The 25,452-nt window shown below is 72.2% G+C and carries 20 protein-coding genes; 8 read left to right on the top strand and 12 right to left on the bottom strand.

What is annotated here, in order from left to right; translation table 11 throughout:
- Positions 1 to 29: 29 nt before the first annotated feature.
- Positions 30 to 479 carry a carboxymuconolactone decarboxylase family protein gene (locus G9272_RS40435; protein WP_171401178.1) on the bottom strand — a complete coding sequence of 150 codons (450 nt, stop codon included), beginning with the start codon at positions 477 to 479 and terminating at the stop codon, positions 30 to 32.
- A gap of 82 nt (positions 480 to 561) precedes the next feature.
- On the opposite strand from G9272_RS40435, the gene G9272_RS40430 reads away from it, so the two are divergent.
- Complete coding sequence (locus G9272_RS40430) at positions 562 to 1,452, top strand: sigma-70 family RNA polymerase sigma factor (protein WP_171401177.1); 891 nt, start codon at positions 562 to 564, stop codon at positions 1,450 to 1,452.
- Between the two features lie 60 nt (positions 1,453 to 1,512).
- Here the strand turns inward: G9272_RS40430 and prcB are convergent, their stop codons facing one another.
- From prcB to G9272_RS40410, 4 genes are all read right to left on the bottom strand, one after another.
- Positions 1,513 to 2,376: a proteasome subunit beta gene (gene prcB / locus G9272_RS40425; RefSeq protein ID WP_171401176.1), complete on the bottom strand. Its 864-nt coding sequence runs from the start codon at positions 2,374 to 2,376 to the stop codon at positions 1,513 to 1,515.
- An 86-nt stretch (positions 2,377 to 2,462) separates the two neighbouring features.
- Entirely contained in the window at positions 2,463 to 4,805 is a 2,343-nt protein-coding gene (locus tag G9272_RS40420) for a glycoside hydrolase family 65 protein (RefSeq protein WP_171401175.1), read from the bottom strand.
- Positions 4,802 to 5,590, bottom strand: a complete 789-nt coding sequence (locus G9272_RS40415) for a beta-phosphoglucomutase family hydrolase (protein WP_171401174.1) — start codon at positions 5,588 to 5,590, stop codon at positions 4,802 to 4,804. Before G9272_RS40415 ends, G9272_RS40420 begins: the two co-directional genes overlap by 4 nt.
- A 57-nt stretch (positions 5,591 to 5,647) precedes the next feature.
- A complete protein-coding gene (locus G9272_RS40410; RefSeq protein WP_171401173.1) occupies positions 5,648 to 6,043 on the bottom strand; it encodes a YybH family protein in 396 nt (131 codons plus the stop codon).
- A gap of 63 nt (positions 6,044 to 6,106) precedes the next feature.
- On the opposite strand from G9272_RS40410, the gene G9272_RS40405 reads away from it, so the two are divergent.
- Complete coding sequence (locus tag G9272_RS40405; protein ID WP_171401172.1) at positions 6,107 to 6,748, top strand: nucleoside/nucleotide kinase family protein; 642 nt, start codon at positions 6,107 to 6,109, stop codon at positions 6,746 to 6,748.
- Positions 6,749 to 6,800: 52 nt separating this feature from the next.
- Here the strand turns inward: G9272_RS40405 and G9272_RS40400 are convergent, their stop codons facing one another.
- The 6 genes from G9272_RS40400 to G9272_RS40375 form a co-directional block, all read right to left on the bottom strand.
- Positions 6,801 to 8,654 carry a hypothetical protein gene (locus G9272_RS40400; RefSeq protein ID WP_171401171.1) on the bottom strand — a complete coding sequence of 618 codons (1,854 nt, stop codon included), beginning with the start codon at positions 8,652 to 8,654 and terminating at the stop codon, positions 6,801 to 6,803.
- Between the two features lie 48 nt (positions 8,655 to 8,702).
- On the bottom strand, positions 8,703 to 10,421 hold the full coding sequence (locus G9272_RS40395; protein WP_171401170.1) for a hypothetical protein: 1,719 nt from the start codon (positions 10,419 to 10,421) through the stop codon (positions 8,703 to 8,705).
- 2 nt (positions 10,422 to 10,423) lie between these two features.
- The gene (locus tag G9272_RS40390) at positions 10,424 to 11,326 is read right to left on the bottom strand and encodes a carbohydrate ABC transporter permease (protein WP_171401169.1); all 903 of its coding nucleotides are present in this window, start codon (positions 11,324 to 11,326) and stop codon (positions 10,424 to 10,426) included.
- Positions 11,323 to 12,234 (bottom strand): carbohydrate ABC transporter permease, encoded by a 912-nt coding sequence (locus G9272_RS40385; protein WP_171401168.1) that lies wholly within the window; start codon positions 12,232 to 12,234, stop codon positions 11,323 to 11,325. Before G9272_RS40385 ends, G9272_RS40390 begins: the two co-directional genes overlap by 4 nt.
- A gap of 122 nt (positions 12,235 to 12,356) precedes the next feature.
- Positions 12,357 to 13,679 carry an extracellular solute-binding protein gene (locus G9272_RS40380; RefSeq protein ID WP_171401167.1) on the bottom strand — a complete coding sequence of 441 codons (1,323 nt, stop codon included), beginning with the start codon at positions 13,677 to 13,679 and terminating at the stop codon, positions 12,357 to 12,359.
- 277 nt (positions 13,680 to 13,956) lie between these two features.
- A complete protein-coding gene (locus G9272_RS40375; RefSeq protein ID WP_253268084.1) occupies positions 13,957 to 15,090 on the bottom strand; it encodes an ROK family transcriptional regulator in 1,134 nt (377 codons plus the stop codon).
- Positions 15,091 to 15,411: 321 nt separating this feature from the next.
- Here G9272_RS40375 and G9272_RS40370 point away from each other — a divergent pair, with 321 nt between their 5' ends.
- The 6 genes from G9272_RS40370 to G9272_RS40345 all read left to right on the top strand — a co-directional run bounded on the left by G9272_RS40370 (position 15,412) and on the right by G9272_RS40345 (position 24,406).
- Positions 15,412 to 16,320 carry a BadF/BadG/BcrA/BcrD ATPase family protein gene (locus tag G9272_RS40370; RefSeq protein WP_171401166.1) on the top strand — a complete coding sequence of 303 codons (909 nt, stop codon included), beginning with the start codon at positions 15,412 to 15,414 and terminating at the stop codon, positions 16,318 to 16,320.
- A gap of 225 nt (positions 16,321 to 16,545) precedes the next feature.
- Positions 16,546 to 18,462 carry a phosphatase PAP2 family protein gene (locus G9272_RS40365; protein ID WP_171401165.1) on the top strand — a complete coding sequence of 639 codons (1,917 nt, stop codon included), beginning with the start codon at positions 16,546 to 16,548 and terminating at the stop codon, positions 18,460 to 18,462.
- Positions 18,463 to 18,558: 96 nt separating this feature from the next.
- The gene (locus G9272_RS40360; protein ID WP_171401164.1) at positions 18,559 to 20,217 is read left to right on the top strand and encodes a phospholipid carrier-dependent glycosyltransferase; all 1,659 of its coding nucleotides are present in this window, start codon (positions 18,559 to 18,561) and stop codon (positions 20,215 to 20,217) included.
- Between the two features lie 98 nt (positions 20,218 to 20,315).
- Complete coding sequence (locus G9272_RS40355; protein WP_171401163.1) at positions 20,316 to 21,239, top strand: MurR/RpiR family transcriptional regulator; 924 nt, start codon at positions 20,316 to 20,318, stop codon at positions 21,237 to 21,239.
- Positions 21,240 to 21,542: 303 nt separating this feature from the next.
- Entirely contained in the window at positions 21,543 to 21,923 is a 381-nt protein-coding gene (locus G9272_RS40350; RefSeq protein WP_171401162.1) for a hypothetical protein, read from the top strand.
- A gap of 101 nt (positions 21,924 to 22,024) precedes the next feature.
- The gene (locus tag G9272_RS40345; RefSeq protein ID WP_437184343.1) at positions 22,025 to 24,406 is read left to right on the top strand and encodes a SpoIIE family protein phosphatase; all 2,382 of its coding nucleotides are present in this window, start codon (positions 22,025 to 22,027) and stop codon (positions 24,404 to 24,406) included.
- A gap of 217 nt (positions 24,407 to 24,623) precedes the next feature.
- Here the strand turns inward: G9272_RS40345 and G9272_RS40340 are convergent, their stop codons facing one another.
- Positions 24,624 to 25,442, bottom strand: coding sequence for a peptidoglycan-binding domain-containing protein (locus tag G9272_RS40340; protein ID WP_171401161.1), 819 nt, complete (start codon positions 25,440 to 25,442; stop codon positions 24,624 to 24,626).
- Between the last annotated feature and the right edge of the window lie 10 nt (positions 25,443 to 25,452).

Raw genomic sequence — 25,452 nt, 5'->3', positions numbered from 1 at the left:
CGGGACAGGCTCGCCACCCCGCGCCCGGCTCACCAGGTCTTGCCGGCCTGCTCCCGGATGGTGTGGTTGATCCGGTTGAAGAAATTGGTCATCGCGATCTCCAGGATGATCGCGGACAGCTGCTCCTCGCTGAAGTGGTCGGCCACGACGTCCCAGATCTCGTCGGTCACACCCGCCGCGCCGTCCTGGATCCGGGTCGCGGCCTCGGTCAGCGCGAGTGCCGCCCGCTCCTCGTCGGTGAAGAAGGGCGTCTCGCGCCAGGTGACCACGCCGTGCAGCCGCTGATCGGTCTCCCCGTGCTTCTTCGCCGCCTCGACACCGGCGAACACACACGGGCTGCATCCGTTGATCTGGCTGGCCCGCAGGTGGACCAGTTCGAGCAGGCGCGGGTCGACACCTCCTGAGTGGATCGCCTTGATGAGGTACTGGATCGCGGTGATCATGTCGGGATTCGCCGGGCCGTTCATACGTGCTTCCATCGGTCCTGCTCCTTCGGCGGTTACCTGTGCCCTTCCGGGCCCGTCATCCCCATGACGGAGCAGAGCCAGGGAAGGTAACAACATGTCCGACACCAGCCCGACGGAACCGACAGACCCGGCGGCGGAGGCGTTCGAGGCCCAGCGCGACCGGCTGCGCGCGGTCGCCCACCGCATGCTCGGATCGCACGCCGACGCGGAGGACGTGGTCCAGGAGGCCTGGCTGCGCTTCTCCCGCCAGGACCCGGCGACCATCCACAACCTCGGCGGCTGGCTGACCACGGTGGTCGGCCGGATCAGCCTCGACGTCCTGCGATCGCGCCGGGCCCGCCCCGAGGCGTCCTATGACGACGGGCTGTCCGAGCTCATGGTGACGACGGTCGACGACGGCCCGGCGCCGGAGGACGACGCGGTGCTCGCCGACTCGGTCGGCCTCGCGCTCCTCGTCGTTCTCGAGTCGCTCGGGCCGGGCGAACGGCTGGCGTTCGTGCTGCACGACCTGTTCGCGGTGCCGTTCGACGAGATCGGCCGGATCCTCGGCAAGTCCACCGCCGCCACCAAGATGCTCGCCAGCCGCGCCCGCAGAAAGGTGCAGGCCACCGAACGGACGACGACCGTCGGGCGGGAGCGGCGAGAGGTCGTCCATGCCTTTCTGACGGCGGCCCGCCACGGCGACTTCGAAGGACTGCTGCGCGTGCTCGACCCCGAGGTGAGACTGGCCGTCGACACCGCCGACGGCGTGATCGTCACCCTCGGCGCCACCCAGGTCGCCGCCGGCGCGCAACTGTCCGCCGGTGCGGCCGCGCGCGGGCGGGAGGTGCTCGTGGGCGGCCTTCCCGGGCTCGTGTCCTGGCGCGAGGACGGCTCTCCGCTCTCGGTCATGGCCTTCACCGTCGCCGACGGTCGGATCACCGGCATCACGATCGTGATCGATTCGGCCAGGCTCGCCGCGATGAACCTGCCGGACCCCGAGTGAAGTCCGGTCGGGCCAGGCCCCGTTCCCCCCGTGGGCCCGGCCGGCTCACGGCGTCGTCCCCTACGAGTGCGGCTCGGTGGCGTGGGGGCCGTCCGGCCTGTCGCGGCGCCGCTCGACCATCTCGTGGCTGAGTCGCTCCGTCTCCGCCTCGGGCAGCCGCTCGAAGCCCTCCTCGGTGATGACCGAGACGATCGGGAAGATACGGCGGCCGATGTCGGGGCCGCCGGTCGCGGAGTCGTCGTCTGCCGCGTCGTACAGCGCCTGGAGTGCGGCCAGCGCCGCCTCGCGCCGGGACATGTCGGCGCGGTACAGCTTCTTCAACGCTCCGCGGGCGTACGGGGATCCGGAGCCCTCGGCGTGGAAGGGCGCCTTCTCGTACAGGCCGCCCGCCACGTCGAAGCTGAAGATGCGGCCCCTGGCACCCTGGGCGGCGGCCGTGTCGTAGCCCGCGAGGAGCGGGACGACGGCGAGGCCCTGCATGGCCTGGCCGAGGTTCTGCCGGATCATCGTGGCCAGTCTGCGCGCCTTCGCGCCGAGGGTCATGGGGATGCCCTCGACCTTCTCGAAGTGCGTGAGCTCGACCTGGTACAGCTTCACCATGTCCACGGCGAGTCCGACGGTACCGGCGAAGGCGACGGCGGTGTGGTCGTCCGCCGGGTGCACCTTCTCCAGGTCGCGCTGCGCGATGAGGTTGCCCATCGTGGCCCGGCGGTCGCCGGCGATCAGCACACCGTCGCGGTAGATGAGGGCCAGCACGGTCGTACCGTGCGGGAAGCTGTCCGGGGCGGCGCGGACCCCGTCGGCGAACGGGCTGCGCGTCGGCAGCAGTTCGGGGCGGTGTGCCGCCAGGAAGTCACTGAAGGACGAGCCGCCCGCCGTGAAGAACTCGTCCGCGAGCCGCCCGTCGTGCCCACTCTCCGCCATGCCGCTCCCCCTCGCCGCCTCCGACTCCCCACTACCTACCAGCACCCGGCGGCCGGGAAACACACCGCCGGACGCCGGCCCGGTGCTCAGCGGGTGTTCGGCCCCCGGTGCAGGGGCTGCCCGGGCGTCGGCCGGTCCGGCACGGGCGGTACGTCGCGTACGACGGGTCCGTCGCCGTTCACCAGCACCTCGGCGCCGTGGTGACGGATCGTCAGAGGTGAGCCGGACAGCAGGGTGTACGTGGCCTTGTCCGGGCCGATCTCCACTCGCAGGCGGCGGCCCAGGAGTTGGACGCTGAAGGCGAGACGGCTGAACCTCTCCGGCAGCCGGGGTGCGAACCGCAGGCCCTCGCTGTCACCGCGCAGCCCGCCGAAACCGGCGACCAGGGCCATCCAGGTGCCCGCCAGGGACGCGATGTGCAGCCCGTCGCGGGTGTTGTGCTCCAGGTCGGCCAGGTCCATCAGCGCGGCCTCGGTCGTGTAGTCGTAGGCCAGTCCCAGATGGCCGGCCTGCGCGGCGATCACCGCCTGACAGCAGGCCGAGAGGGAGGAGTCGCGGACGGTCAGCGGCTCGTAGTAGGCGAAGTTGCGGGCGATCTGCTCCTCGTCGAAGTGGTCCGCGCAGGTGTACATCGCCAGGACCAGGTCGGCCTGCTTGACGACCTGTTTGCGGTAGAGGTCGAAGTAGGGGAAGTTGAGCAGCAGGGGGTACTGGTCGGGGCGGGTGCCGGCGAAGTCCCACTGCTGGTAGCGGGTGAAGCCCGCGTGCTGTTCGTGCACACCGAGTTCGTGGTTGTAGGGCACGTGCACCGCTTCGGCCGCGTCCCGCCAGGCCGCGCTCTCCTCCTCGTCCACGCCGAGCCGGGCGGCCTCGCCCGGGTGCCGTGCCACGACGTCCGCGGCTGCGAGGAGGTTCGCCCGGGCCATGAGGTTGGTGTAGGTGTTGTCGTCGGCGACCGCGCTGTACTCGTCGGGTCCTGTGACGCCGTCGATGTGGAAGGTGCCGTGCGCGTCGTGGTGCCCGAGCGAGCGCCACAGCCGGGCGGTCTCCACCAGCAGCTCGACGCCGGTGGCCGCTTCGAAGTCCCTGTCCCCGGTCGCCGTGACGTACCGGACCACGGCGTCGGCGATGTCGGCGTTGACGTGGAAGGCGGCGGTCCCGGCCGGCCAGTACGCCGAGCCCTCCGAGCCCTCGATCGTCCGCCAGGGGAACGCGGCGCCGCGCAGGCCGAGTTGGACGGCCCGTTCGCGGGCGGCGGGCAGGGTGTTCTGGCGCCAGCGCAGGGCCTCGGCGACGGCGCCGGGCGCGGTGTAGGTGAGCAGCGGCAGCACGAAGGTCTCGGTGTCCCAGAAGGCGTGGCCGTCGTAGCCGGACCCGGTCAGCCCCTTGGCGGGGATGGCGCGTTGCTCGGCGCGGGCACCGGCCTGGAGCACATGGAAGAGGGCGAAGCGGACGGCCTGCTGGATCTCCTCGTCGCCGTCGACCTCGACGTCCGCGCGGGACCAGAAGTCGTCGAGGTAGGCGCGCTGGTCGTCGAGGAGGCCCGCCCAGCCACTGTGTCCGGCCGCCGCGAGGGCCGCCTCCACCTGGTCGCTCATCGCGGGCCGGGAGCGGGCGCCGGACCAGCCGTGCGCGACGAGTTTCTCCACCCGCAGCCGCTCACCCGGCTCCAGCACGGAGGTGACGGTGAGCCGGGCGACGTCGACGTTGCTCTCGCTGTCGACGGTGGTCCGCTCGGGGCCGGTGACCTCGTGGTCGGCGGCCACGGCCACCCGCAGCCCGCTGCGTTTCGTGCGGTGGACGAGCCGCAGCCGGCGGCCGACGGCCACGTCCTCCTCCGGCTCCAGCGGCGACTTCAGGGCACGGGCCGCGCGCGGGTCGCCGTTCGGGTCGGGCAGGCTCTCGTTGGTGACCAGCTCGGACTGGATCACCACCCGGGAGCTGCTGCCGACGGCCTCCACCTCGTAGGCGACGGCGGCCACGGCCCGCTGGGTGAGCGAGACCAGCCGGGTCGAGCGCACCCGGACCGTGGACCCGGCGGGCGAGGTCCACTCGCAGGTCCGCTCCAGGACGCCCCGCCGCAGGTCGAGCACCCGCTCGTGCGCGACGAGCCGCCCGTAGCGCAGGTCGAACGGCTCGTCGTCGACCAGCAGCCGCAGGATCTTGCCGTTGGTGACGTTGATGACGGTCTGCCCGGACTCCGGGTAGCCGTAGCCGGCCTCGGCGTAGGGCAGCGGGTGCAGTTCGTGGACGCCGTTGAGGTAGGCGCCGGGCAGGCCGTGCGGCTCGCCCTCGTCCAGGTTGCCGCGCCAGCCGACGTGCCCGTTGGAGAGCGCGAACACGGACTCGCTCTGCGCCAGGACGTCGAGGTCGAGCCGCGTCTCGCGCACACACCAGGGCTCGACGGCGTAGGACCGGTCCGTGATCACTCCCGCACTCCCCCGTCGGCGCCGCCCGGGAGGCCGCCGAGTTCCCCGACTTCCGCGAGGTCCGCGAGGTCCTTGACCACGATGTCGGCGCCGTGCGTGTACAGCGCATCGCTCTGCCCGACCCGGTCGACGCCGACGACGTACCCGAAGTTCCCGGCGCGGCCCGCGTCCATCCCGGCCAGCGCGTCCTCGAAGACGGCCGCCCTGGACGGCTCGACGCCGAGATCGCGGGCGGCGGCCAGGAACGTGTCGGGGCGCGGCTTGCCCGGCAGGTCCCGCTCGGCCGCCACGACGCCGTCGATCCGTACCTCGAAGAGGTGCTCGGCGTCGATCGAGCGCAGCACGTCGCGGGTGTTGGCGCTGGAGGAGACGATCGCCGTCCGCAGGCCACGCGCGCGTGCCGCCGCTATGTAGCGCAGGGTGCCGTCGTACGGCCGGACGCCCTGGGTGCGGATCTTCTCCAGGAGCAGCTCGTTCTTGCGGTTGCCCAGCCCGTGGACGGTCCGCGCGTCGGGCGGGTCACCGGGTTCGCCTTCGGGCAGTTCGATGTCCCGGGAGGCGAGGAAGGTGCGGACGCCGTCGGCGCGGGGGCGGCCGTCGACGTACTCGCCGTAGTCGTGGGCCTCGTCGAACGGCCGGAAGTCCTTGCCTCCGCGCGCGTACAGGAACGCGTCGAAGGTCTCCTTCCAGGCGGCCGCGTGCACCACGGCCGTTCGGGTGACGACCCCGTCGAGGTCGAAGAGACAGGCCTGGATCGTTTCGGGGAGACCGAGCGTCGACGTCATACGGCCCTGGTTCCCCCACATCGGGTCCCTCACCGGTGTGTCGCGCGCCACATCCGGTCAGTCGTGCGGGAAGGAGTGGTGCTCGTGGGCGATGAGCCAGCGGCCGTGCTCCTTGCGCAGGCCGAAGGTGAGCCGCAGCCGCAGGCTCGGACACTCGGCGAGCTCCTCGGGTGTGCCGCAGCGCAACAGGGCATGGGCGTAGGCGACGTCGTGACCTGCGGTGACGTCGAGGGAGTCGATGTCGAAGCAGGCGCCCTGGGCCTGCCAGACGAAGAAGGGCGGCCAGGTCGCCCGGTAGGCGGCCAGGCCCCGGATGCCCTCGTGGGGCGCCGGCACGTCGTACATCACCAGGTCCTCGGCGTGCTGGTCGAGGACGGTGTCGAGGTCGCCCCGGTGGACGGCGTCGGCCCAGCGGGTGATCAGGGTGCGGATGTGCCGCTCGTCGTCGGACACGGTCGTCCTCCTCTCCTTGCGACCTTGCGGGTCACCTTCCAGGAGACTGCGACACTCTGCTGTGTGCTCACTTTCGACGATCTGCTCATACGTGCCCGTGCCCTCACCGGTGACGGCCGCCGGCGCGCGCTCCTCGGCATCACGGGCGGTCCGGGCGCGGGCAAGACGACGCTCGCGGAGCGTCTGGTGCGGGAGCTGAACGGCACCGGGGACCCCTGGGTCGCGCACGTCCCGATGGACGGCTTCCATCTCGCCGACGTCGAACTGGACCGCCTCGGCCGACGGCACCGCAAGGGGGCGCCCGACACCTTCGACGCGGCCGGGTACGCGGCCCTGCTGCGCCGGCTGCGGGAGGAGACGGACGGCGAGGACCTCGTCTACGCGCCGGGCTTCGAGCGGGAGCTGGAGCAGCCGGTCGCGGGGGCCGTGCCGGTGCCGCCGACGGCTCGGCTGATCGTCACGGAGGGCAACTACCTCCTCCTCGGCACGGGTGCGTGGACGCGGGTGCGGGCCGCCCTGGACGAGGTGTGGTTCAGCGAGATCGACGAGGACGAGCGGATCCGCCGGCTGGTCGCCCGGCACGAGGAGTTCGGCAAGCCGCACGACGAGGCGGTGGCCTGGGTGCGGGGGACGGACCAGCGCAACGCCGAACTGGTGGCGACGACGCGGGCACGGGCGGATCTGGTGGTGCGGACACCCCGGTGAACCGCCCGGGCCGCACGGCCGCCCGGCCGTGCGCCTCAGGGCTCCGTGCGCCTCAGGGGTCGGTCCGCCGCAGGGTGAGCTGCGGCTCGCCGTGCGCGTCGTCGGCCCCGATGACCGCCGTGAAGTCCTCCGTACGCACGGTGAGGCCCTCCTCGCGCCACTCGACCGTCACGCCGAACGGCTCCTCGGTGCCGTGGCGCACCGCGAACACGTTCAGGTCGTCCGGCGCGTCCGGGAGCGGTCCCGCCTCCAGTGCCGTCGAGCTGACCAGGTGGCGCCAGCCCTCGTCGGGGTTGCCGTAGCCGCGCGGGTCGGCGGCGAGCGCGAAGGCGGCCTGCTCCTGGGTGAGTTCGGCGCGGGCGTCGAAGTGTTCGGCGCCCTGCGCCTCGGGGTGCGTGAGGCGCAGGCCGCCCGGCGAGGAGACGGCGCCGTGCGCGGTGCGCCGGACCCGGTCGCCGTCGTCCTCGGCGTACGGCAGGCCGGCCAGCAGGTACGGCGTGCCGTCGAGGCGCTCCACGGCGACCGTCGTCCACAGGGTGGTGCCGTCGGTGACGTACAGGGAGCGCACGCTGCGCAGGACGTGGTCGCGGCCGACGACCGGCTTGGTGACCAGCTTGGCCGTCAGGCCGTCGGCGCGGGCGTCGCGGACCCGGACCTCGCCCATCGGCCGGCACAGCAGGAAGCCGTCGGTGACGGGGCCGAAGCCGTGCTGGCGGTTGACGGCGGCGGGCAGGTAGTAGGTACCGGCCGCCTCGACGACCGCCGGGGTCATCCGGTCGTCGAAGGCCACCGAGACCGCGCCGGAGCGCAGCTGGTGCCGTGCGGATCCGGTGGACGGCTCGCGGTGCCAGCGCGTGGTGTCCTGGATCTGCCAGACCAGCATCCACGCGAAGTGACCGTCGACGCCGCCGTCCGCCTTGGCCGCGTGCCGTGCCCAGCGGCTGTCGCCCCGGTAGCGGCCCAGGTCGGCGCCGATGCGGGCGCCGAAGTAGCGCAGGCCGAGGACGGACTCGAAGGCGGAGTGCTGCTCGCTGTAGCGAGGGCCGCCGTTGTCGAAGCCGCCGCCGGTGAGGCGGGCGTCGAGGTAGCGGGCGAGCGCCTCGCCGTCCTCGGCGAAGACCTGCTCGCCGCTGACCCGGTGGGCCTGGGCGAGGAAGGAGAGGGAGATCGGGCCGTAGTTGTTGTCGTAGGCGCCGCCGTGCTCGGGGGGCAGCAGGGCACCCCGGTCGGCGACCCGGTGGGCGCGGATCTTGCCGTCGTACAGCTCCAGCGCGCGCGAGCGGACCCGCTCCCCCTCGCCGGAGGGCAGACGGCGGGCCAGCATCAGGCCGCCGACCACGCAGCCGATGGCCTGGTTGCCCGCCTCCTGGGGGTTGAAGAAGGTCGCCTCGGTGAGCCAGCTCCAGTAGCCCCGGGCCACCTCCAGCAGTTCCGCCCGCTGCTCGTCGTCGACCAGACCGTCCGCCGTGTCGAGGAGGTTCACCGCCTGGAGCAGCGCCCACGCGGTGCTCGGCCAGTCGCCGATGGGGTGGGCGCCGGCCGCCAGGGTGTACCGGGCGTACGGCAGGCCGGAGCCGCGCACCCTCAGGTTCGGGTAGCCGGGGTTGTCGTCCCGGTAGACCCGCTCGCGCAGGTGGAAGGCGAGGCTGCGGCGGACCGCCTCCGGCAGCCGCGGGTCCTTGCCGCGCTGCCAGGCCAGGGCCAGCAGGGAGGTGATGCCGAGGGAGGTGTCGCCGATGTCGTCGACACAGTCGGGGTGCTCGAGGCTGCCCTCCGGCGTCAGCCGGGCCAGGGCCTGTTCGGTGACGTCGGCGAGGACGGCGTCGTACGCCTGCGGGGTGTCGGGCAGGTCGTGCAGCGGGCCGCGCTGGTGGAGGAGGTGCGCAGGAGGGTGCGGGAGGTGCACTGGATCAGCCCTTCATGCCTGAGGTGGCCATGGCCTGGGTTGTCTGGGTTACCCGACAGGTGCGGGCCGGCGGGCGCGCAGTGCGACGGTCAGTGTGTGCGGGCCGTGTCCACCGATGTAGACGCGGTTCCCGGTCGTCGCATCGGTGCCGCCCACCACGGTGTAGTCCTGCCCCGGGTCGTACCGCAGTACGTCGCGGTGTTCCGGCCCGGCAAGCGGTTCGCCGGCCTGGACGCCGACCTCGACCTCGATCTCGTCGTCACCGACCCGGTAGGTCATCGGCCCGGTCGTCAGGCACCAGCGCCCGTCGCCGATCGGTACGGCGCCGTCCGGCACTCCGCCCGGCCGGAAGGTCAGTTCGAGGGCCCAGGGCACCCGTGGTCCGCTGATGTGGATCCGCAGGTCGGCACCGTCCTCCCGGAGGTCCACCTCGACGCGGGTCGTGTGGGAGACCTCGTCCCGAGGCCGGTCCGGGAAGGCCATCGCGGCCGAGAAGCGTCCCTCGTCCGTCATCCGGTAGGCGCCGTCGTCCCGCCGCTGGTCCGGCCGGAGCGGCTGGTAGTAGGCGGCCGAGAGGGTTTCGGTGAGCCGGTAGCGGCTGTCGGCGAGGCGTTGCATGCCGGCGGCGCGGAACGGGCCCAGGTCGAAGAATCCCCGTGAGAGACGAACCGCGTCGAGGACTGCGTCGCCGGCGAACAGACGCAGGAAGGTGGGGTTGCAGGCGAGGCCCGAGCGGATGCGCCGGTGCTCGGGCACGTCGGAGCCGCCGTAGACCACCGTGTGCGCGGTGGTGGAGGCGCGTGCGGCGAGGCGGGCGGTGGTGAGGTACCGGTCGCGGGGCAGTGTCTCCACGGCCGGAGCCGGCAGCGCGTGGCACAGGTCCGGGGTGAGGAGGGTCTGGGCGAGCAGGTCGGGGTCGTCGATGCCGGAAGCGGCCGCCAGGCGGGCCGCCCGGCTGAAGTCGCCCCGGCCGGTGCGGATCGCGAGCAGCCGGTAGTGCGGCAGGTAGGGCGCCAGCGGGAACGGGTGGTTCTGGTCCTGTCGTCGCGAGTGGACGGTCTCCACCGTGCCGTCCGGCCTGATGAGGTCCAGGGTGGTGGCGAGATTGCGTTCGACGGCGTCCAACAGGTCGGCGCGGCCTAGGACCTCGGCCAGCAGGAGCAGCGACGGGTTGGAGACGTGGGCCGCGTAGTTGGCGCTGCGTTCCGAGTACATGCCCTCCGCGTCGATGTCGACGCCCTCGGAGAGCCACTCCTCGACGCGGTCGAGCAGCCGGTCGTCGGGGAACGACCGGTGCAGCCGGGCCAGTGCCGCCGACAGCTCCCAGCGGTGGTTCGGGGTGTGCACCCCGCCCGTCAGGAGACTGCCGGAGACGGCGCCGGCGATCTCGGCGAGCGTGGCCGTGACGTCGCGCAGGTCCGGCCCCGCGCCGGCGGCGAGGACGTGCGCGTCGCACACGTCGTTGACCGTGAAGGCGGAGTCCGGCGGTGACTGCACGTTGTCGCCGCCGGCGAAGAGGCCGGTGGTGGTCTGCGCGGCCCGCAGGGCGCGGAGGTGGGTCATCGCGGCGGCGACGGCCTGCCCGCTGCCGTGCAGTGCCGAGTCCGGGGAACGGAATGCCGCGACCAGGGTCTTCACCCGACGTGCCAGAGCACGGTGGGTCACACCGGCGGGTGCCTCGTCCGGGCAGGCCGCCGGCGGGGCGGCCTGCCGGTCGGCGGCGCGGGCCGCCGCGCGGACGAACTCGTGGTCGAGCGGGGTGGGCAAGGTCAGTCCTTCAGTCCGGCATTGATGTCGGCGCTCATGACGTAACGCTGGAACACCAGGAAGACGAGGATCAGCGGGATCATGGAGATGACCGATCCGCCGAGCAGCACCGACCAGTTGATGTTCTGCGCCCCGACGAGGCTCTGGATGCCGATCTGCACGGTGAACTTGTCGGGGTCGTTGAGCATCAGCAGCGGCCAGATGTAGTCGTTCCACCGCCACTGGAACGACAGGATCGCGAGGGTCAGCATGATGGGCCGGGAGATCGGCACCATGATCCGCAGGAAGATCGACAGTTCGCGGGCGCCGTCGATACGGGCGGCCTCGACGAGCTCGTCGGGGACCGTCAGGAAGAACTGGCGGAACATGAAGCATCCGGTCGCGGTGAGCACGGCCGGGAGGATGATGCCGCTGAACGAGTTGTAGAGGCCGAGGTCGCGGACCACCAGGAACTCCGGGGCGAGCATGACCTCGGACGGCAGCATCGTGGTGGCCAGGATGCCGATGAAGAAGACCTTGAGCCACTTGTTGTCGTACTTGGCCAGCGCGTACCCGGTGCAGCAGCTGGCCCCCACCGTGAGGATCGTCGTGATCACGCACACGATGGTCGTGTTGATGAAGTACTGGGAGAAGTTGGCGCTGTCCCACGCTGCCTTGTAGCCCGACAGGGTGGGGTCGTGCGGAAGCACCGTCAGCGGAAGGGAGAACAGGTCTCCCGCCGGTTTGAAGGAGCTGAGTACGAACCACAGCACCGGCAGCCCGTAGAGGCACGCCAGGATCCACAGCAGTGTCGTCGCGGGTACCGCGCGCCGAAGCCCACCGCCGCCCCCGCCGCGGGGCCGCCTCTTGGAAAGGGCCCGTACGGAATCGGCTTTGACCGGACGCGGCGTGTCTGTGGTTGTCATCGGTTCTCCATCCGCCGGTTGACGATCAGCTGGATGATCGCGACGGCCATCAGGATGAGCATGAGCACGAACGACGCGGCGCTCGCGTAGCCGATCTGGCCCGTTTTGAAGCCGGTCTGGTAGATGTACTGGACAAGCAGGTTGTTCGACGTTCCCGGTCCGCCGTTGTTGAGGGCGAGGAAGAGCGGGTATTCCTTCATCGCGTTGATCGTGTTGAGCAGGATCACGATGAAGGAGGTGGGCGCGATGCTCGGCAGTGTGATGCTGATGAACTGGCGCCAGGGGCCCGCGCCGTCGAGCGAGGCCGCCTCGTAGTACGACACCGGTACGTTCTTGATCGCCGCGATGAACAACAGCATCGAGAAGGCCGTTCCCCACCAGGCGCCCGCCATCACGACCACGCCCAGCGACAGGTCCGCGTTCGACTGCCACGGGATCGCGTTCCCGCCGAGCTTCTCGATGACGTAGTTGATCAGTCCGAAGTTCTCACCGAACAGCCACCGCCACAGGACACCCACGACGATGGGCGAGATGAGCCACGGGATGAAGAAGACGACACGGGCGACCGACGCGCCCTTGGCCTGCTTGCTCACCACCAGGTTCGCGATGAGCAGCGAGAGCACGAAGTTCAGCGGAACGACGAGCACGGTGTACAGCAGCGTCCGAGCCAGCGCGTCGTAGAAGACGGAGTCGCCGAAGAGGTTCTGGTAGTTGTCCAGTCCGACGAACTGGAACGCCCCCACACCCGTGTAGTTCGTGAAGGAGTAGACGAGCCCGATCACCGCCGGCCAGACGAAGAACAGCGAGAAGAGCACCACATTGGCCGCGATGAGCACGAGCGGCGCGATGGTGTACTTACTGCGTCTCCTGGGCGGGCTCACGGACACGTCCGAGGCGCGTTTTGTCATCTTCCTGACTCCGTGCTGGTGGAATGGATTCCTGTGGGCTCACCCCATGAGCCCGACACTGTGTGGGCGCCCGGGCCGGGCGGCGGTGTCTCGACCCCGCCGCCCGGCCTTCGGGCCTACGATCAGCCGCCGACCTGCTGGTTGTAGCCGGCCACGATGTTCTCCAGGGCCTTGTCGGCCGACTGCTGGCCGTTGATCGCCTTGCCGAGCTCCGTCTTGGTCGGGTCCTCGGTGAGGCTCTTGCCCTTCAGCACCCAGTTCGTCTGCGCGCTGTTGAAGTAGCCGGAGATCGGGGCGTAGAGCGGGATCGACTCGTTGTACAGCTTGAACGCCGCCTGCGCCGCCTCGGAGGCGAAGGGGTACTTCGGGTTCAGACCGCTCTCGACCGGCAGGAACCCGGACGCCTCACACAGCGCCTGGTAATGGGCCGGCTCGTACAGCCAGGACAGGAACTTCGTCGCGGCGGTGGCCGCGTCGCCGTTGTTGTTGAAGCCCACCGTCATGCCGCCGCTGTTGACGTCGCTGGCCTGCACCGGCTGGGCGGGAGTGGGGACGCTCGCCCACTCGAACTTCTTGATGCTCTCCGCGAAGGCGGGAACCTGCCACACGCCGGACCAGAAGGCGACCACGTCACCGCTCTGGAACATGGCCGACGGGTCGGCGCCGCTGGTCCACACCGACTTCGGCATGGTCTTGTCGTCGTTCAGTCCGACGAAGTAGTTCACGGCCTTCTTGGTCGCCGCGTCCACCGAGAACTTGCCGGAGGAGTCCGCGTGGACGTACTGCCCGCCCATCTCGTACACCATGGCACGGAGCCTTGACGGCGACTGGTCGAACGTCAGGGAGTACTTGGCGCCGGTCTTCTCCCGGACCGTGTCCGCCGCCTTGATGAAGTCGGTCCAGGTCCAGGTGTTCTGGGGCGAGGTCGGGACGGCGACGCCGGCCTTCTCGAACAGCGTCTTGTTGATGAACAGGCCGGACGCGGTGACGTCCGAGGGGATGGACAGCACCTTCCCGGACGAGTCCTTGGCGAGGAAGTTGGCGTTGATCTTGTTGGTCTTGTTGTTGGCGATGGAGCTGAGGTCGATCAGCTTGCTCGACCAGATCGGGTCCAGCGCCGGCACGGCCGCTACGTCGGGCAGGGAGTTCGCCTGCGCGGCATTGTGCAGCTTCGTCGTGTAGCCGTCGTAGGGGATGTTGACGAGCTTGACGTTGACGCCGGTTTCCTTCTTGTACTGCGCCACCATCTTCTTCCAGCCCGCGTCCTGCCCCGGAACCGTGGAGATCCAGAACGTCAGCGACTTGGAAGTCCCGCCCGAGCCGGATCCCGACCCGCACGCGGAGAGAAGCAGGGCACCTGCCGCGGCTCCGGCAGCGAGGGGAACCAGGCGGCGTATGCCGCCGCGGCCGAGTCGGCGGGAGCGCCGCACACCCACAGTGGTCATCTTCGATCCCTTTTTTTCGTCGTAGGGGACGGAGCACGGCGCCGACGGAAGCGGCACGGGTGCATTTTGCAGGAAGGTTGCTTTCCGATGGCGTCGGCCTCGCCCGGCCGCATCACCTCGACGGGTGGGATCCCCGGCCATGAGGGCCGTCGTCGCACAAGCACACCCTCGTGCGGCTGCCGTACTTCGCGTACCGGCGGGATGCTCAACCCAAGCCGGCGTCCCGACCGACTTAGAAAGCGCTTGTCCGGACATTGGCAGACTGAGTCGCGGGCCGTCAATCCTTGGCCCGCGCGGCCTCGGTCACGGTTTGGACTCCGCGGGCGACCGCGAGCCGCGCGGCACCCGCCACGGTGCCGGAATCCCCGACCGTGCTGCTGACCACCTCGGTGGGCCAGCTCAGCCGCGCCAGCTCGGCCCGCACACCGGGCAGGAGCTGCGGATCCGCGCCCGTGCTGCCCCCCAGCACGATCAGGCCCGGGTCCAGCACCGCGGTCACGGCGGCGGCCAGCCGGCCCACGTCCGCGGCATGGCGGCCGACGACGTCGCGGGCCGGGGCACGGCCCTCCCCCGCGAGCGCGAAGAGCCGCTCGGTGGTGCGCGGGCAGGGGCCGTCGGCGCGCTGCCAGGCGGCCGCGGCGCGGCGCAGCAGGGAACGTGCGCCGATGTACTCCTCCAGGGCCTCCTGGCGCGGCTCACGGCCGTCGTCCCAGGGATAGGGCAGCCGGGCCAGCTCTCCCGCGGCGCCGTTCGAGCCGCGCAGCACCGAGCCGCCGACGACGATGCCCAGGCCGATACCCACGCCGATCCGCAGATAGCCGAAGGTGTGCCGGCCGCGCGCGGCCCCCTCGTGCAGCTCCGCGAGTGCGGCGCAGTTGACGTTGTTCTCCAGGTGGACGGGCACGCCCGCCGGCAGCGCGACGGCCATGGCGTCGAAGACCGGGCCGGCCTTGGCGGTCGCGGGGCGCATACCGCTGCCCTGCCGGTCCCGCGCGGCCACATCACCGACGGCGACGACGATGGTGCGCAGCGGAATGCCGGCGGGCAGCGCGGTGAGCGCCTCGCGTACGGCGTCGGCGGCGTCCGTCCGGGAGGCGGTCGCCTCGGCGAGCAGGGAGCCGTCCAGGGCGCAGCCGCGGACCCGGGTGAGGGCGGGGCCGAGGTCGACGGCGAGTACGGCGCCGGCGGCCGGCCCGAGACAGTAGACGGCCGCGGAGCGCCCGGTGCCGCTGGAGGAGGTGCCGGAGTGCGTGGCGAGCCGGGCGCTCTCCAGCTCCGCCACGGCGCCGGACACCGTCGGCTTGGACAGGCCCGCCAGGCTCGCGAGCTGCGGCCGGGTCGCGCTGCCCGCCTGCGCCAGCACGGCGAACACCGCACTCGCGCTCTCGGTCAGGCGGGGGGCTTCCGCCACGTCGAGTTCCACAGTTTCCCCCACACGGGTACAGGGCCGCGGGCCCGGGCCGATCGTCTCGGCGGGCTGCGGCGATGGGATGCTCCGACGTCGCGCGTTCCCGTCCCGCGGCGGCCCGGACGGGAGCCTGGACGGTCGAGTGCGCGATTACTCTTGACGCACTGTACTTCGTTAGTTAACTTCCTAACGAACTTCACGGTACTCGCCTGCCGTGCTCGTCAGAAGCCCGTCCCGGGGCTTCCCTAGTTCACCGATCCGCAATCCCTCAGACACGGTTCGCCCGCCGTCGCAGCTCGACGCAGCAACGACGAAAGAGGATCCGTGCAGGACTCTCCACCTTCGGCCCCCCTCGTGGTCGGCGTCGACGTGGGCGGCACCAAGACCCATCTCCGCGCCCTCACGGGCGACGCCGTCGTGGCCGACCACGTCCGCTCCAGCACCGGCTGGCGGCCGCACGACCCGGCCGCCGCCGCACGCTGGCTGACCGGCCTCGTCCGCGAGACGCTGCCCGGGGACACGCGCCCGGCCGCCTTCGCCGTGGGCGCACATGCCTGCGAGACACCACGCCAGTGCGCGGAGATCCGCGATGCCCTTCAGCTCTCCCTCGGTGTCCCCGCGCGCGTGGTGGGCGACGCCGAACTGCTCGTGCCCGCCGCCGCACTGGACAAGGGCGTCGGCCTCGTGGCCGGCACCGGCTCGGTGGCGGTGGGCCGGCTGCCCGGCGGCGACCCCGTCCAGGTGGGCGGCTGGGGCGCGGTCCTCGGCGACGAGGGCGGCGCCGCCGGTCTGGTCCGCGAGGCGGCCCGGGCCGTATGGGCGGCCCACGACCGCGGCGAGGAACCCGGAGCCCTGGCTCTGGGCCTCCTCGCCGCTCTCGGCGTGCCCGAGGTCCCCGCGCTCGGCGCGGCCCTGGAGGGCGCCTCGGACGTCTCCGCCGAGTGGGGACGGCACGCGCCCGCCGTCTTCGCGGCCGCGGCCGACGGCTCCGCGCTCGCCCGCTCCGTGATCGCCGAGGCCGGTGCGGCGCTCGCCGCGCTCGTCTCCCGCCTCGCCGCGCGCGGTGTCGCGGTCGACGACGTGGTCGTGGCGGGCGGCACGGTGCTCGGCCAGCCGGCGCTCTACGAGGCGTTCGCCGCCGCGCTCGCCGCCGCGGTACCGGGGGCGCGGCCACAGCCGCTCACCGTGCCGCCGGTCGAGGGCGCGGTGGCGTTGGCGCGTGCCCTCCTGTGAGGCGCCGACCTCTCGTTCACCCGCAGGACACGCACCGGTCGCCGGGTCATCGCGGAAGCGACACGACTCGGCCGTAGATCTTCGCTCGTACGCGTCTTCCGGCTCACACGTCGTCAAAAGACAGACGAGTCGCACCCGATCGCACGTACCCCGCACGTATCTCCGCACGTATCCCCGCACGTCTTCCCCGGCCGCACGGCCGAAGAACTCGAGAGAGGCACACTCATGCTGTCACCCGCCGGGCAGTCCACCCCCTCGGCCGTGAACAGAAGGCGCTTCCTGAAGGTCTCCTTCGGCGGCTCGGCGGCCCTGGTGGCCGCTCCGACGCTCGTCTCCTGGCTCGGCGCCGCCGACGCCAAGGCCGCCACGAGCCCGCTGCCGTTCGTCGACGACTACCGGACGAACATCACGACCAACCTCACGCCCGAGACCAACGCCGTGGTGCGGATCCTGGGCGGCTTCGCCCAGGTGTGGAAGACCGGCGCCGCCTGGAACACCGGCACACCGCTGCGGCCCGAGATACTGCGCGCCAACATGCGCTACTGCATCGCGATCACCCGCTCCCGCACGGAGGCCGCGGGCCGGCAGGCGTTCGTCTACGACCGTCAGCACCAGAGCTACGCGATGATCGCCGGACTCGGTCCCCTGACGGACCTCTACAAGACCGGCGCCAAGGCCGTCACGTCGATCACCAGCGCGCCGGACACCACTCCCGCCACCACGATCAGTGACGCCGCGCCCGCGGACGCGCCCGCCGGCTCCGCCATCGGCGCCGGCTCCTACACCTCCGACCTCGGCCAGGTGGCCAAGCTCGTCGACACCGTGCGCGGCCCGTTCGCCTCCGGCAACCCGGGCAAGTACGCCTTCCAGTACCCGCGCCCGTGGCGCATGAACGAGAACAGCGAGGTCGTCGACACCGGGAAGACCGATGCCCTCGGCTTCCCGGTGTACGACTCGAAGGTGGTCGTCGTCCCGCAGCTGCTGCGTCAGCGCGGTACCTCCGCGACCGACGACGGCGGCTTCCCCAGCGGGCACACCAACGCCTTCCACCTGGCGTCGCTGGCGTTCGCGTACGCCGTGCCCGAGCGGTTCCAGGAGCTGGTGACCCGAGCCCTCGAACTCAGCCACACCCGGATCGTCTCCGGCATGCACTCCACCGTGGACGTCCTCGGCGGCCGCATCATGGCCACCGCCCTCGCCGCCGCCGCGCTCGCCGACCCGGCCAACGCCACCCTCAAGGCGGCCGCCCGCGCCCAGGCCCTGGCCTACTTCACCGAGAAGACCGGCACCACGGCCGACACCCTGTCCGCCTACGCGCACTCCGACGCCTCGGACGCGTACGCCGACCGCGAGGCCAACGCGCGTGCCAACGAGCCCCGCCTGACCTATGTCCTCGAGCGCCAGGGCCGCAAGACGCCGCTCACCGTGCCCAAGGGCGCCGAGGTGCTGCTGGAGACCCGGCTGCCGTACCTGACGGCCGCCCAGCGCCGCGAGGTGCTGCGCACAACCGCGCTGCCCTCCGGCTACGTCCTGCTGGACGGGTTCGAGCAGTGGGGCCGGCTGAACCTGTTCGCCGCGGCGGACGGATACGGCGCGTTCGACTCCGACGTCACGGTCACGCTGGACGCGTCGAAGGGCGGATTCGACGCGGCCGACGTCTGGCGCCACGACATCGAGGGCGAGGGCGGGCTGACCAAGCACGGCTCGGGCACGCTCACCCTGACCGGGCACAACCGCTACCACGGCGGCACCGTGCTGGCGGAGGGCGTGCTCGTCGCCGGGCACGCCAACGCTCTCGGCCAGGGCGACGTGCGGCTGACCGGCGGCACGCTGCGCGCGGACGCCCCGGTGCGGGTGCGGGGCGCGTGGGCCCAGGAGTCCGGCGCGGTCCTGGACCTGACGCTGCGCGGGCACCACGGGCCCGTCCTCACGGTGTCCGGGCGGGTCCGGCTGGACCGGGGCGCCGTGCTGTCGCTGCGCCTCGACGACGACCGGCCGCCGGCCGCGGGGACGACGGTCCCGGTGATCGACTCCTCGGCGCTGCGCGGTCAGTTCGACCGCGTCGAGCTGAACTCCGACCGCCTGCGCGCCGTACCCGTGTACACGGCAGACGGTCTGTCGGTACGACTCCTGAAGCGGTAACACCCTTCGCGGCGGGAGCCGGTGCGGAGCGAGCCCCCGAGGCGGCTCCGCACCGGCTCCGGCCACCGCCCGGTCGGTGTCACCGCAGGGCGGACGATGGCAACCGAACCGCACCCGGTCCTGGAGACCATCCCCGACGCGAAGGCGGCGCAGCCCTCGCCGTCGGGCCGCCGGCGCCTGCTCGTGCCGGTCCTGGTGGCCGTCCTGCTGACCCAGATGGCCGTCGCGATGGTCACCACCGCGGTACGGCAGACCCCGACCATCGACGAGCCGGTGTACGTCGCCACGGCGGCCGACTACCTCCACGCGCACCGGGTGCGCCTCAACCCGGAGCACCCGCCCCTCGGCAAGCTCGTCGTCGCCGTCGGCGTGGCCTTCGCCCGCCCGCACGTGGATCCCTCGTTCACCGGCACCCAGGAGGCGGCGGGCCGGCGCCTCCTGTACGAGTCCGGCAACGACCCCTGGCGGCTGATGCTGTGGGCCCGGCTGCCGGTGATCGCGCTGACCCTGCTGTTCGGCCTGGTGGTGTTCGCCTTCACCCGTGACCTCGCCGGGCCCGCCCCCGCGCTGGCGGCGCTCGCCCTGTACGCCCTCTCCCCCGACGTCGTCGCGCACGGCTCGCTGGCGACGCTCGACGTCCCGGCGGCGGGCTTCCTGCTGACCTCGGTGTGGCTGCTGTGGCGGGCCCGCCACGGCAGGGCGCGCCGGTACCTGCCGCTCGCCGGGGCCGCTCTCGGCGCGGGGCTCGCCACGAAGATGAGCACGCTGCCCGCGGTCCCCGTGCTGGCGGTCCTGGCGGCGCTGTCGCTGTGCGCCCGGCGGCCCCGCGACGCCCGGCGGGCGCTGCTCGCGGCGGGAGTGGTGACGGTCACCGCCGTCGCCGTCGTCTGGGCCGCGTATCTCGCCGTCGATCCGCTGCTGCGCTGGAATCCCGGGGCGACCCATGTGCCCGTCGTGCACGGCCTGCACGGGCACCTCGTCCGGCTGCTGCCCTTCCCCGAGGCGTACCGGGACGGCATGCGGATCCAGTTCGGTCTGGAGAACCGGTCGTGGCAGGGCTTCCTGTTCGGGCACCGGTACTCCGGCGCCCGCTGGTACTACCTGCCGGTCGCCCTGGTCGTGAAGACGCCGCTCGGCATGCTCGCCCTGTGGACGGCCGGGGCGGTCGCGATGGTCGCGGTGCGACGGCTGCGGCCCGCGGCGCCGTACGTGCTGGTCCCGGCCGCCGTGCTGCTGGCCTCGGCCATGACCGGGGCACGGGACCTGGGGACCCGGTACGCCGTCTTCCTGCCGATGTTCCTCGCGGTGGCCGCGGGGTGCGTCCTGACGGTGCGCCGGCGGTGGGCTCCCGTGGTGGTGGGGGCACTGGTGGCGTTCGTCGCCGTCAGCTCGCTGCGGACGTACCCCTACTACCTGCCCTACTCCAACGAGGCGTTCGGCGGACCGGCCAAGACGCATCTGTGGCTGCACGACTCCAACGTGGACTGGGGCCAGGACCTGGGACGGCTGGCGGACCGGCTGCACGACCGCTACCGGGGCGAACGGGTGTGGCTCGTGTACAAGGGCAGCGGGGTGCCCGCCTACTACGGCATCGACGCCTCCGACCCGAGACGGGTGCCGCCGGGGAAGGTGCACGGGCTGCTGGTCGTGTCGGACTCCGCGGTCGCCGAGGCCAGGGACGGGCTGGGCGTGCTGCTGCGCTCCAGCCGACCGGTCGACGAGGTCGGCGACTCGATCACGCTGTACCGGCGGTAATCCGCGATCACCGGGTGCGCGAGGGGCGTCTTCGCCCACCCTGTCCGGCAGGGTCCCTGAAGTATGTTGAGCCCGTGGAAGACAAAGGAGGCGCACCGGTGCCATCGCCGCAACAGGCACGCGCACAGGCGTCCGCGATCACCTCGGGCAGAACCGGTCCGGAGACGGAGGTGTCCCCGACCTCCCGGCTCAGGGCGCTCTTCGACGGACCCCACCTGTCCCCGGGGCAACGGCGCATCGCCCAGTATCTGATCGAGCACATCACCGAGGCGGCGTTCCTGTCGATCACCGACCTCGCGGACCGGGTGGGGGTCAGCCAGCCGTCGGTGACCCGGTTCGCCGCGGCGGTCGGCTTCAGCGGGTATCCCGCGCTGCGGGAGAGGCTCCAGTCGATCGCGCTGGGCGCCCTGGCCGGCGGTCCGGCGGCGGCCGAGGTGAACCGGAGCAACGAGCTTCAGGCGGCGGTCGAGGCGGAGATCGAGAACCTGGAGAACCTGCGGCGCGACTTCGCCGACCCGGACCGGGTCATCGACGTGGGCCGCAAGCTGTCGCAGTCGACGCCGCTGACCATCCTGGGGCTGCGGATCTCCGTCTCGCTCGCCGAGTACTTCGCCTACGCCGCCCGCCGGGTCCACCCGGACGTACGGCTGGTCACCCGGGGCGGCAGCGTCGCCTACGACGCGCTCCTCCAGTCCCGGGAGGCGGGCGGGACCTGGGTGCTGGCGTTCTCGATGCCGAGGCACGCGCAGGAGACGCTGACCGCCGTACGGGTCGCGCGCAGCGCGGGTCTCAAGGTCGCGCTGATCACCGACCTGGCGCTGGGGCCGGTGGCCGACGAGGCCGACGCCACCTTCGCCACCGGCACCGGCTCCCGCCTGGTCTTCGACTCCTACGCCGCCCCCGGCGTGATGGCCGCGGCGCTGCTCCAGGCCATGACCGACGCGGGCCCCGAGCGCACCCAGGCGCGGCTCGAGGAGTACGAGCAGATCGCCGAGCAGCACCAGTTCTTCCTGCGTGAGTGACCGGCCTTTCGAAGGCCACCCCCCTCCCCCGGCAATACACAGTGGGATCATTGCGGGCATTTCGCGCATGAATGTTTTCATACGCCTTGCAAAGCAGTCGGCATATATAAATACTGCTCACGGCCGCATCCGCCCGCCAAGGGCTCATGTACGGGCACCCGAAGCCGCCGTCCCCTACCCGCGTCGGCGCCCAGGGTGTTCGGGGCATCGCTTGCGCGAGCGCCCGTGGCGGCCCCGGTCTTCCCCTGGGCCGGGGCCGCCCCGAACCGTCGGACCACCGTCACGACGCCAACACCGGAAGCGATGATCATGACCCTGACGACGACGCGCATCAGCTCGGACTGGCCGTGCCAGGTCAAGACTCCCGGCAGCTACGACTGGGAGCGCTCGGCGGCCAAGTGGCTGCGCGAGCTGGTGCCCGCGCGCTACGCGAGCTACCCGGCGCTGCTGCGCCACCCGGTGCTGCTCGCCCGCCATGCGCAGATCCAGGTCCAGAACGAGGTCCGGGTGGCCCGCACCGCCCTCCAGACCGCCCGCGCCGACCTGCCCCGGCTCGGACTGCCCGAGTCGGTCATCGAGCACACGATCAAGATGTACGCGGCCGAGGTCATGCAGCTTCAGCACATCGCCCGCAGCGTCCGAGCGGTCACCCAGGCCCTGGCCGAGCAGAACTCCGGACGCTGAACGGGAAGATCCGTTCGCATCTCCCCGAGGGGCATCACGCCTGGCGGGAGCGTTGCCGCAAGACCTCGATCGAAGTCATCCCGATGTGCCATGCTCAAGGCGTGACGAGCGAACCCGCCCTGCCCGCTCAGTCCGGCGACGTGCCCGACATGGCGGCACTGACCCGGGTCGTGGCGCGCCAGCGCGCGGAGATGGACCGGCTTCAGGATCTGGCGGCCACCGCGGCCGTGCTGGAGCGCGCCAAGGGCGCGGTGATGGCACAGCTCGGCTGCTCGCCGGACGCCGCGCAGGAGGAGCTTCAGCAGCGGGCCAAGGCCAGTGAGCGGACGCTGCTCGAGGAGTGCTGGATCAGCCTCGGCGCGCTCTGCGCGCAGCCCCGCGGCGCCGGTGAGCAGACTCCGGCCGAACCCCCCGCGCGCCGGACCACGCCCGGGCCGGCCCCCGACGAGATCGACGCCACCGCCCTCGGCCGCCTGAGCCGGGCCCTCGTCCGTGTCGGTACCCCGCACGATCTCGCCCGGTGCCTGCTGGACCGGCTCACCCCGGAGGTGGGCGCCGCCGCCGTGATGATCTTCGCTCGGCGGCCGGGCGGCGGGCTGGAGCTCACCGGGCACGCCGGCATCGAGAGGACGCTGGCCGAACAGTGGAGCCGGGTGCCGCCGGTCAGCGGGATCGCCGCGCTGGACGCCCTCACCGCCGGGCAGCCGCGCTGGCTGGAGGACGTCCGGGAGGACGGCAAGCGGTACCAGCTGATCGGGGACCCGCCCGAGCGGTGGCCGTCCCGGGCCTGGCTGCCGGTGGTGACCGGCGAGTCGGCCGACGTCGTGCTCGGGATCCTGCGCCACCGCGAGGGCGCCTTCTCGCCCCCGGTGCGGGAACACCTGCTGGCCGTCGCCCAGTTGTGCGCGGGCCCGCTGCGCACGTTCGGCACCCGGCCCGACCCCACCGTCGGCGGAGCGGCGGACGCCGCGCAGACGGTGCTCGACCGGCTGCCCGTCGCGGCGGTGCTCCTCGCCCCGCTGCGCTCCCCGTCGGGGGAGGTCGAGGACTTCCGCATCGATGCCGCGACCAGCGTGACGTCCGACGCCGTGGGCCGCAGCGGGCGTGAGCTGGTCGGCCTGCGCTTCCTGGAGTGCTGGCCGGAGATCGCCCGCGATCCGTTGTGGGAGGGGTGCCTCCAAGTGCTGGCCGACGCGCGGCCGTACGAGAGCGAGCCGTTCGCCCGGCAGCAGATCGTGTCCGGGGTCAGCGAACTGGCCACCTACTCGGCGCGGGTGATGCAGTTGGGCGACGGGCTGGTCGTCAGCTGGGTCCGGCACGATGCGTCCGACCGGCAGGAGCAGCGGCTGGCGGACGTGCAGCGTCTGGGCAACCTCGGCTGGGTCAACTGGAACCTGGACACGGGCGAGGGGAACTGGTCCTCCCAGGTCTTCAGCATCTTCGAGCGGGATGCCGCGCAGGGTGTCGTCCCGCTCTCCGGGCTGCCGCGCCTCGCCTCCCCCGAGGACCTGCCGACGCTCGCCCGCGCCGTCGAAGAACTGGTGCGGCACGGGCTGCCGTGCGACGTGCCGTTCCGGATCGTCACCCGGGCCGGCATCAGGCATCTGCGGGTGGTCGCCGAGGCCGTCTCGGACGCCCGCGGCACGCCCGTCGAGGTGCACGGCTTCGTGCAGGACCTCACCGCGCAGCGCAGCGCCGAGCTCGCCCTCGTCGCGAGCGAGCGGGCCATTCTCACCCAGCACGGAGTGCTCGAGGCCGAACGCCTGGTGGCCGCCCGGTTGCAGGACGCGCTGCTGCCCCTGCCGAAGGAGCCCGTCCGGCTGGCCGGGCTGCGCGTCGACATCGCCTACCAGCCCGCGCAGTCGGGCCTCAGCGTCGGCGGCGACTGGTTCAGCGCCATCGAACTTCCCGACGGGGACGCCCTGTTCGTGGTGGGTGACGTGGCCGGGCACGGCATGGGCGCCGTGGCCTCGATGGCCCTGCTGCGGTTCACCGCCAAGGGCATGGTCATCACGGGTTCGTCGCTGACCGGGGCCCTCAGCCGCCTCAACGCCCTGCTGCTGCACTCCCGCGACCCGCACGGCTCGGCGACCATGGTGCTGGCCCGCTACAGCCCGCGCGAACGGCGGCTGGAGTGGGCGCAGGCCGGCCACCCGCCACCGTTGCTGGTGCGAGCCGGTGAGGCGCACTACCTCGAGCGTCCCTTCGGGATGCTGCTCGGCGCGACCGACACACCCCGCTACGAGGCGGCGGAGGTCCGCCTGGAGCCCGGCGACCAGATCCTGCTCTACACCGACGGCCTGGTGGAGCGGCCCACGGAGAGCATCGACCGCGGCCTGGAGCGACTGGCCAGGGCCGCCGCGCCGCGGGCCGGGGCCGCACCCGCGCCGCTGGACCAACTGCTCGGCGCGACGCTGGAACCCGAGGGACGGGACGACGTGTGTGTGCTCGACATCCGGGTGCCGCCGGACGCCGAGCGGTAGGACGGCTCAGTCGTCGCGGTGTCGCCAGTACCACAGCGCCCCGACGACGACGGCCAGCAGGAACACGACGGGCAGCACCAGGCCCGGGATGCGGGACACGTTCATGCGGACGGCTTTCGGCTCGGCGGGTCGAGGTGCCGAACGCGCGCCGACCCGCCGTCCATGGTGACACGCGACACACTCCCTGTCCGTGGCCTGTTTCCGAGGCGTTACCCGGTCATCCGCCGGCCGAGGCGGTACGGGACTCCAGATCGCGGCGGGTGTCGTCGCCGTAGACGCCGCTCTCGTCGCCGCGGATGCCGTACCAGAGCTGGAAACGCGCCACGGCCTCGGTGAGAACGGTGTCGTAACGGCCGTCGGTGGGGCCGTTGTCGTACACGTTCGGGATGCGCAGCAGGCGCTGCTGGAGGTCGGTCACCTCTTCGCCGCTGTCACCCTCCCGCAGGGTGCCGGCTCCGTCGGGGTCGGTGGACTCGGTCGCGGTGGCGGTCGGGGTGGGACCGGCCGCCGTCGGCGGGGGTGTCTGCGCGGCGGCCTCGCCACCCCGGCCCGGCAGCAGCATCGCGCAGGCGAAGCCGACGAGGGCTGCCGCGCACACGCCGACCGTGATGGCGCCGCGTCGCAGACCCGCACCGGACCCGGTGCGGGCGCGGGCCCGCACACCGTCCGCCGCGGGCGACCCGGATCCGCCCCACTCCCGCGCCGCGCCTCTGCGGCCGCCGGGGCCGTCGCCGCCGGGCAGGGGGCGGGGGCCGCCGCGTTCACTCGCCCAGTCCCGGCCGCCGCGTGGCGTCGGCGTGGTCGTCGCCATGGTCGCCGTGCGGTGGTTCAGTGGCGGGAGCTCCTCCGTCTCCGCCTCGTCCACGGCCGGCTCGGGCCGCAGGGGTATCGCCTCGTAGGCGTCAGGGTCCTGGGTCAGTTCGGTCATCTCGCGGAACAGCTCCGCGAGGGCGTCGGTGTTGCGCGGTCGCAGGACCCGGATGGGTTCCAGGACCGGGCGTTCGTGCGGCTTTCCGGGTTCGTCCGGTGTCGGCACGCTCGTCTCC

The sequence above is a fragment of the Streptomyces asoensis genome (genome assembly GCF_013085465.1).
GTDB lineage: Bacteria > Actinomycetota > Actinomycetes > Streptomycetales > Streptomycetaceae > Streptomyces > Streptomyces cacaoi_A.
Note: the sequence above shows the minus strand (reverse complement) of the source record. Positions and strands in the feature narration are given on the sequence as shown.

Bases quoted from the DNA above. Each gene is read 5' to 3' on its own strand.
- G9272_RS40435 (WP_171401178.1), bottom strand. From the start codon at position 479: ATGGAAGCACGTATGAACGGCCCGGCGAATCCCGACATGATCACCGCG.
- G9272_RS40390 (WP_171401169.1), bottom strand. From the start codon at position 11,326: ATGACAACCACAGACACGCCGCGTCCGGTCAAAGCCGATTCCGTACGG.
- G9272_RS40360 (WP_171401164.1), top strand. From the start codon at position 18,559: ATGGCAACCGAACCGCACCCGGTCCTGGAGACCATCCCCGACGCGAAG.
- G9272_RS40415 (WP_171401174.1), bottom strand. From the start codon at position 5,590: ATGACGTCGACGCTCGGTCTCCCCGAAACGATCCAGGCCTGTCTCTTC.
- G9272_RS40365 (WP_171401165.1), top strand. From the start codon at position 16,546: ATGCTGTCACCCGCCGGGCAGTCCACCCCCTCGGCCGTGAACAGAAGG.
- G9272_RS40380 (WP_171401167.1), bottom strand. From the start codon at position 13,679: ATGACCACTGTGGGTGTGCGGCGCTCCCGCCGACTCGGCCGCGGCGGC.
- G9272_RS40385 (WP_171401168.1), bottom strand. From the start codon at position 12,234: ATGACAAAACGCGCCTCGGACGTGTCCGTGAGCCCGCCCAGGAGACGC.
- G9272_RS40430 (WP_171401177.1), top strand. From the start codon at position 562: ATGTCCGACACCAGCCCGACGGAACCGACAGACCCGGCGGCGGAGGCG.
- G9272_RS40350 (WP_171401162.1), top strand. From the start codon at position 21,543: ATGATCATGACCCTGACGACGACGCGCATCAGCTCGGACTGGCCGTGC.
- prcB (WP_171401176.1), bottom strand. From the start codon at position 2,376: ATGGCGGAGAGTGGGCACGACGGGCGGCTCGCGGACGAGTTCTTCACG.